Source organism: uncultured Proteiniphilum sp. (assembly GCF_937873925.1).
GTDB lineage: Bacteria > Bacteroidota > Bacteroidia > Bacteroidales > Dysgonomonadaceae > Proteiniphilum.
Genome location: NZ_CALNAT010000131.1, coordinates 1 through 7,629, shown reverse-complemented (window position 1 = coordinate 7,629; position 7,629 = coordinate 1). Strand labels below are relative to the sequence as shown.

Below are 7,629 nucleotides of genomic sequence, written 5' to 3'. Positions count from 1 at the left end.
TTCGTCAGCCCCGAAAGCGATGTCTTTCAGGGGTGTTCCCCTTTTACCGCCTAACGTAAAATAACGTTCCAATAGTCCCCCCTTTCTACTGATATCGGAAGCATTCAACCGCTTTAATATGATGAATCCCGAATCGTTCATGATCCGTTCAAACTGGCTGACGGATTCCAAAAACCGCAGCACGGTTTCTTCGTCCTTGATCTCCTTGGGCAAAATACTTCCCCTGCACAGCGTGGTGAAATTGCTTTGCAGGGCCATCCGCTGTTTGGTGGTTTTGGTCAGGTAGAGATAACATTCGTGGTTGAGAAACGGACGTTCGTTGAAATGGCGTTCGTAACTTCGGGAAAGGAAACTCACTTCATCCTTTTGGATATCGGAGTGATAATTTTCTTTCAGGAACCAATCCTGCTTATGCACCACCGTAAAATGTGGCAAAACGCGTATTGCTTTATGCCACGTGGAATGTATGGCCTCGTATTCACTGGCTGTTACGGTAAACAGTTCGGGAAGTTCTACCCGATAGACAGCCGTCACATCCGCATCTTTGGAAATAATACAATTGCCTTCAATGGCAAGCAGAGGAAACTTATTTTCCAGTGTGGTCATCTTGGATATGTTTCTCATTTTGTACGCCCCTTTCCAATCAATGTACCGATGCGTTTCCGGTTGATGAGGTAACGGGGATGGTACTTGCGGGCTGCGATCTTCATCAGCCCGTGTTCACCGTATTTTTTGTTCATGAGAAACGTTTTCCACACGATATAGATAGCGCCGCCCATACCCGTAACAATACAGATATAAGGATTCAACCCGACCAGATAAAGCACGGCGGTCAGTATAAACATTCCGAGTAACCCACCGGCGAACAGGAAAAGGTACTGGCTTTTCAAGCCCTTGAATTCGACGCTGCGGCCAACCCCTTTATTAATTTCAAACTGTGCCATACCTTACAGAAAGAAAGCCCGTAAAATAGTAGCCGCCACGATCAGGAACACACACGCACCAAACCACGAAGCAGCAGTTTTGGAAGTGTCGGGGTCTCCGCTCGAAAACTTGCCGTACACTTTTACACCGCCAATCAGACCGACAACGGCTCCGATGGCATAAATCAGTTTGGTGGCCGGATCAAAATACGAGGTGACCATTTGTGTGGCTTGGTTAATTCCACTGGCTCCGTTGCCTTGGGCAGCCGCATCGGCAACAATCATCACAAAAATGTAAAGGGAATACAGTTTCTTTTTTGCCATATTACATAGGTTTTGTGGCTTCTTTTCAAGAAGCCGGGTTAATACTGGGATTACTCCTTTTTCTGGGTTGCGATAACGGTTTCGATATGCCGGTTGATCAGGTTGTGAATATGGGCAGCTTTTTCTGGACTAAGGGCTGTCAGTTGCGCAACGCATTCCGTATCTTGCATGCGGTACAGTATTTCCGCTGCCTGGGTGTTGTGTTTTCCCGACGGATGAGTTACCTCACCGACAGCCAAACTCATCTCTTCGTATATAAACCCGTTCGCTAACGGGCTTTCGCCTTCCATTACCAGTTGGATATCTTCTTCGACTTCCGCATCCATATCTTCCAGTACAGGTTTTGGAGAGTCATACTTCAACTCCAGCTGAAGGTTCAACGGTTCGTTATCCAATTCAAAATTACCGTTATTTTCATGCGGATCCTCTGATTCTGAATCAGTGGCAGCAAGTGTCTGTGGTTGGCTTTGATAACGCAGGACAACCCGGCTTTTTCCAATAATGGTTTTTTCAGGGTTACTTTTACGGATAGGTGTAGCATCTTTTTCTGCTTCGGGTGGTTTCTTTCGAAGCAGTTGAATCAGAATACCGGCTAAAAGAAGTAATACAAACAGAGCTAGTGTTTTCATCCGATCAAATCCTTCCTTTCTTTTTTATACAAAGCGTTGATCTCGTCCTTGTGGGTTTCCAAATGTTGCATCAATACACTGTCGATATATCCACCCACACTTACATCGTTACCGGCAATTACCCGTACAATTTCGGATATGGTTTTATAGACATCGCGGCTGATATAGACACTCTGTCTTGATTTTAATTCGTTCTTTTGAAGAAAAGTGGATGCGTAATCCACGGAAGTGGTTCGTGTTCGCTTACTTGGTTCAGGAGACGTTCCGGGTTTACCGGCATTACCCGTTTCAGCTGTTTTTCCCCGGATGGAGGACAACAGTAATATTTCGTTGATGTCGCTCACTTCGCGTTTATTCGTGGTCATAATGGTTCAGTTTTAGGATTTTACAAATGTCATCGGTCAGTTCAGGTATATTACTTCCTTTTCTCAGGGATTTGTCGACGGGAAAAAGTGTGGAACGAAAGACGGTTTTCCGTTCGTCGGACACTTCTTTCCGGAAACGCTTGCTGTCGGGCAGATAGGTTTTTAACAGGTTCAGCCCTAATTCACCGATTACTTTTTCATAGGCTGTATACAGCAGGGTCTTTTCCCGTCCGTCCACCAGATTCCAAAAAAGATAGATGGCTTTCAGGTTGCCGACATTCTTTTTGATCAGGTTATCGGACAGCATCACGGCATATTGCAGGGTGCTTTCCAGCACAACACGGTCAGCGTTCATGGGAACGAAAATGTAATCCATAGCCGCCAACGTGCGGATAACGCCAGGACTGTTCAATGTGCCGGGCAAATCGAAGAAAATCACCTCAGGAAGTATCTCTGAAGATTGAATCATTACTTCTGCCCGTTGCAATGCCTGTTCAGCGGTGCATTCTTCCACCGGATAGGTTTTGACACCAAGCTGCATGTATTGCCGGATGGCCAGTTCTCTGAAATAATCGTTGTTCAAAACGAGTTCGTTATCTCGCTTGCGCATTTCACCCAGGCTGTGTTGCGGATAGTCGCAATCGATCACCCCGACGTGGAAACCTTTTACAAAATGCAGGTAACTTGCCGTGAGTACCGTCAAAGCGGTTTTTCCGATCCCACCTTTTTGGGTGGAAAAGGATACGAATAAGGGTTCTTTTCTCATGTCTATACGTTTTTATGTGAGTAATTCTTTACGGATGCAGTTCTTCATATCAATAATTTTGTAATGATGGGCAGAAACAAGTGTGTAATTCAGTATGTCGGTCAATCAGTACGTCAATACAACGATACAACAGTAAGTCAATCATTCAGTACAACAGTACATCAAAACAACAGCACAACAATCATTCAATACACACCTATTTCCAGCCCTATTTACTTCATTCTGTCGCCACAGAAATACATCCGTAATACAAAAAAATTGAGAATATCTACAGCGAATTTCCGCTTTCCAACCCGTGGCAGCGGTTGGCATCGATATGGCATTGATTGTCTTACTATACAATGAGTTAAATAATAATCAGTCCTTATACCTTTGTATTGGAAAGGAAAAGGCCGTAAAACACAAGACAGGTAAACAGCGGCGCTTCTTCCAATCCGGACGGCAGGACGGATTTATCCTGACAAACAGGATAGCAAGTTGTATTTTGAGCAGCGCGGAATGTTTTCCGCTGCTCAAAATCACTTGCCCCGGGACGGGGAAAATGTACTCCGAAGTCGTAATTTTTTAATTTTTAAACAACCAGTAATGCAACAAGAAAATAAAAAGCATTGGAAAGCCGGACGGAAGCCAAAAGATAACCCGGCCATTTTCCGCTATTCGGTGAGTTTCAATGCAACGGAACATGCCAGGTTTTTGACGTTATTCGAGCAATCGGGCATGAAAGTTAAAGCACATTTTATTGCGGCGTGCATCTTCAACAGGACGGTAAAAGTGGTGAAAATAGATAAAGCAGCCATGGATTATTACATGCGCCTGACCTCATTTTATTCCCAATTCAGGAGTGTTGGGGTCAATTATAACCAGGTGGTGAAAGTACTGAAATCCAATTTTTCGGAAAAAAAAGCACTTGCCTTCCTTTATAAACTGGAAAAAGCCACCCTCGAATTGGTGAAAATCAACCAACAAATTATTCAACTAACACAGGAATTTGAGGAGAGATGGTTGCAAAAATGAGTTCGGGAAGTTCGGCTTACGGTGCACTTTCTTATAATCAGGAGAAAGTGGATAAAGAAAAAGCTGAAGTACTGTGGGCAAACCGAATGATTGAGCCGAAAAACGGAGAATGGGATATTTCCTGCTGTATGCGTTCGTTTGAACCGTACCTGGCTGTCAATCAACGTACCGAAAAGCCGGTATTGCATATTTCCCTGAATCCCGATCCGAAGGATAAACTTACAAATGACCAATTATCAGATATGGCACAGGAGTATATGCAGAAAATGGGGTACGGCAACCAACCGTATATCGTGTACAAACACGAGGACATCCAACGCAGACACATCCACATCGTCACTTTGCGGATCGATGAAAACGGAAAAAAATTAGACCATAATTTCGAGCACCGCAGATCGATGGAGATATGCCGGGAATTGGAACAAAAGTATAAACTGATCCCGGCAAAAAAACAACAACATCAGGAAGGATTACCGTTGAAACCGGTGGATTATCGGGAAGGAGGCCTGAAACGGCAAATTGCCAACGTGATCTGTCCCGTTGCACGAACTTATCATTTTTTAAGTTTGAACGAATACAAAGCGTTGCTTTCGCTATACCGCATCGGTGTGGAAGAAGTACGCGGCGAAGTGAACGGGAAACCCTACAAGGGATTGACTTATTCTGCATTGAACGACAAAGGTGAAAAAATGGGAAATCCCATCAATGCTTCGTCCTTTGGAAAAACAGTCGGTTATGAAGCATTGGAAAAGCGTTTCGAGAAATCGGCAGATCTGATTAAGGCAAAAGGGTTGAAAGAACGCAGTAAAAATACAATTGCTTCGGCGTTGAAATCGCATCCTGCCCAATCGGGTTTTGAGAAAGAGCTGGCAAAAAACAATATCAGTGTGTTATTCAGGACTAACAACGAAGGACGGATTTACGGCACCACGTTTATTGACCATCAGGAAAAAGCGGTATTTAACGGTTCAAGATTGGGCAAGGAGTTTTCAGCGAATATGTTCAATCAACTGTTCAACCCACGGGAACCAATGGTGCAGTCATTACCGCAGCATACTAACGAGAACGTGGCATTTAAACCGGTATTTTCAGGGAAAGGCTCCTTGTTGGGAAGTCTTTTTGGTTTGCTATCGGCAGGTAGTAGTCCATCGGACTATGAGGATGAAGCAGTGAAACACGCCAAAAAGAAACAGAAGAAAAAAAAGAACAAATTGTAATAAAAAAGTAACCGGTATGCAACACGAAGACGATTTAAGGGGATTGGCAAAAGTGATGGAATTCATGCGGGCCATCAGTATCCTGTTTGTGGTTATTCATTGTTACTGGTATTGCTACGGAGCACTCAAGGGATGGAAGCTAACCATCATTGTGTTGGACAAGATCCTGTTAAATTTCCAACAAACGGCAGGCCTTTTCGACCGCCCGTTGTGGACAAAGCTGTTCAGTGTGGTATTTCTGGCATTATCGTGTCTGGGGACGAAAGGAGTTAAAAACCACACCATTACCTGGACAAAGATATGGATGGTGTTGGGTTTAGGGATAGCCCTTTTCTTTTTGAATTTTTGGGTGTTGACATCATCCTTTCCTAAAAACATTACGGCAGGATTGTACATTTTTATGGTATCGGTTGGTTTTATATGCCTCTTGGTGGCAGGATTGTGGATGAGCCGTTTGCTGAAAAACAACTTAATGGAAGATGTTTTCAATAAAGATAATGAATCGTTTATGCAGGAAACACGTCTGATGGAAAACGAGTATTCGGTTAATCTGCCTACACGGTTTTATTACAAAAAGAGATGGAACAAGGGTTGGATCAATGTGGTGAATCCTTTCCGCGGTTCCATTGTGTTGGGAACACCGGGTTCGGGAAAATCGTATGCGGTAGTGAATAACTACATCAAACAGCAGATACAAAAGGGATTTGCCTTGTATTGCTACGATTTTAAATATCCCGACCTATCGGAAATTGCATACAATACATTGCTGAAAAACACGGACAAGTATCCGGTAACCCCGAAGTTTTATGTGATAAATTTCGATGATCCGAGGCGAAGTCACCGATGTAATCCCATTAATCCGGTATTTATGACGGATATCGCGGATGCTTATGAATCGGCTCATACGATCATGTTGAACCTGAACAAAACCTGGATACAGAAACAAGGCGATTTCTTTGTGGAATCACCGATTATTTTATTGACAGCCATTATCTGGTACCTGAAAATGTATAAGAACGGAAAGTATTGCACGTTTCCACATGCCATTGAATTCTTAAATCGCCGGTATACCGATATATTTCCGATATTGACTTCCTATCCGCAGTTGGAGAACTACCTGTCACCCTTTATGGACGCCTGGGAAGGAGGTGCACAAGACCAGTTGCAAGGACAGATCGCATCGGCCAAAATTCCGTTATCGAGGATGATATCGCCGCAGCTATACTGGGTAATGACGGGAGATGATTTTACGTTGGACATCAACAATCCCGATGAACCGAAGATCCTTTGTGTGGGCAATAATCCTGACCGTCAGAATATTTATTCTGCTGCGTTGGGTTTATACAATTCGAGGATTGTGAAACTGATCAACAAAAAAGGGAAATTGAAAAGTTCGGTTATTATTGATGAGCTGCCTACCATTTATTTCCGTGGATTGGATAACCTGATTGCCACAGCCCGTTCCAATAAGGTTGCCGTTTGTTTGGGATTTCAGGATTTTTCTCAGTTGATCCGTGATTACGGCGATAAGGAATCGAAAGTAATTCAAAATACGGTGGGAAATATTTTTAGCGGACAAGTGGTGGGAGATACAGCTAAAAACCTGTCGGAACGTTTTGGGAAAGTATTGCAGAAAAGACATTCAATGACGATCAACCAACAGGAAAAAACAACTTCCGTCAATACGCAGTTGGATTCCCTGATTCCGGCATCTAAAATTAGCAACCTCACTCAAGGGATGTTTGTAGGTGCAGTATCGGATAATTTTGGGGAACGTATTGAACAGAAAATATTCCATTGTGAAATCGTAGTAAGTCAAGCAATAGTTTCCGCAGAAACAAAAGCTTATAAAAAGATTCCTGAAATTGTAAATTTCACTGATCCTGATGGAATTGATCGGATGCAGGAAGAAATTGACCTGAATTATTGGCAGGTAAAGCAAGATGTTTTAACAATTGTGAAGGAAGAATTAGAGAGGATAATATAATAAAAGATAGAGAAAATTGATTAAAAGAAACACGGCAAACAGACACATAATTAGGTTTTTACGAAATTTAATTACTCACTCAAATATCAACTATGTTCAAAGAAAATGCTATCTTTGCAAAATAATTATATTCTTATGGCCCAAATTCCATTTACAGTATCTGCACGTACTGCACGGCTCATTGGACAAGAAAATTTCGCCAATGCCGAAGGCGCTATTATAGAGTTGGTAAAGAATGGATACGACGCTGATGCCCGTAATTGCATTATAATTTTTGATAACACAGACAATAACCCTCAAAGACACAGTATATATATCATCGATAATGGGATTGGAATGACAGATGAAATCATCACAAAATATTGGATGATGATTGGTACCTCCAATAAGGAAACTAGTTATCT

Annotated in this window: 10 protein-coding genes; 4 read left to right on the top strand and 6 right to left on the bottom strand. The window is 42.7% G+C overall.

Annotated features, from left to right (window positions below):
* The 6 genes from Q0502_RS08540 to Q0502_RS08515 all read right to left on the bottom strand — a co-directional run.
* Nucleotides 1–624 (bottom strand): TraG family conjugative transposon ATPase (locus Q0502_RS08540; protein ID WP_298649638.1); only part of this gene is annotated, 624 nt, incomplete at its 3' end.
* Complete coding sequence (locus Q0502_RS08535; RefSeq protein WP_298649636.1) at nt 621–944, bottom strand: DUF4133 domain-containing protein; 324 nt, start codon at nt 942–944, stop codon at nt 621–623. The genes Q0502_RS08535 and Q0502_RS08540, both read right to left, overlap by 4 nt.
* 3 nt (nt 945–947) lie before the next feature.
* A complete protein-coding gene (locus Q0502_RS08530; RefSeq protein WP_298649634.1) occupies nt 948–1,247 on the bottom strand; it encodes a DUF4134 domain-containing protein in 300 nt (99 codons plus the stop codon).
* 50 nt (nt 1,248–1,297) lie between these two features.
* Complete coding sequence (locus tag Q0502_RS08525; protein WP_298649632.1) at nt 1,298–1,876, bottom strand: hypothetical protein; 579 nt, start codon at nt 1,874–1,876, stop codon at nt 1,298–1,300.
* On the bottom strand, nt 1,873–2,241 hold the full coding sequence (locus Q0502_RS08520; RefSeq protein WP_298649630.1) for a DUF3408 domain-containing protein: 369 nt from the start codon (nt 2,239–2,241) through the stop codon (nt 1,873–1,875). Before Q0502_RS08520 ends, Q0502_RS08525 begins: the two co-directional genes overlap by 4 nt.
* Entirely contained in the window at nt 2,228–3,007 is a 780-nt protein-coding gene (locus tag Q0502_RS08515; protein ID WP_298649627.1) for a ParA family protein, read from the bottom strand. Before Q0502_RS08515 ends, Q0502_RS08520 begins: the two co-directional genes overlap by 14 nt.
* A gap of 585 nt (nt 3,008–3,592) precedes the next feature.
* Between Q0502_RS08515 and mobA the strand changes: the two genes are divergently transcribed.
* From mobA to Q0502_RS08495, 4 genes are all read left to right on the top strand, one after another.
* Nucleotides 3,593–4,021, top strand: a complete 429-nt coding sequence (mobA, locus tag Q0502_RS08510) for a conjugal transfer protein MobA (RefSeq protein ID WP_298649624.1) — start codon at nt 3,593–3,595, stop codon at nt 4,019–4,021.
* Complete coding sequence (gene mobB / locus Q0502_RS08505; RefSeq protein WP_298649622.1) at nt 4,006–5,238, top strand: conjugal transfer protein MobB; 1,233 nt, start codon at nt 4,006–4,008, stop codon at nt 5,236–5,238. The genes mobA and mobB overlap by 16 nt, the downstream gene beginning before the upstream one ends.
* A gap of 16 nt (nt 5,239–5,254) precedes the next feature.
* On the top strand, nt 5,255–7,225 hold the full coding sequence (gene mobC, locus Q0502_RS08500) for a conjugal transfer protein MobC (protein WP_298649619.1): 1,971 nt from the start codon (nt 5,255–5,257) through the stop codon (nt 7,223–7,225).
* A gap of 135 nt (nt 7,226–7,360) precedes the next feature.
* On the top strand, nt 7,361–7,629 hold a 269-nt coding region (locus tag Q0502_RS08495), incomplete at its 3' end, for an ATP-binding protein (RefSeq protein ID WP_298649617.1).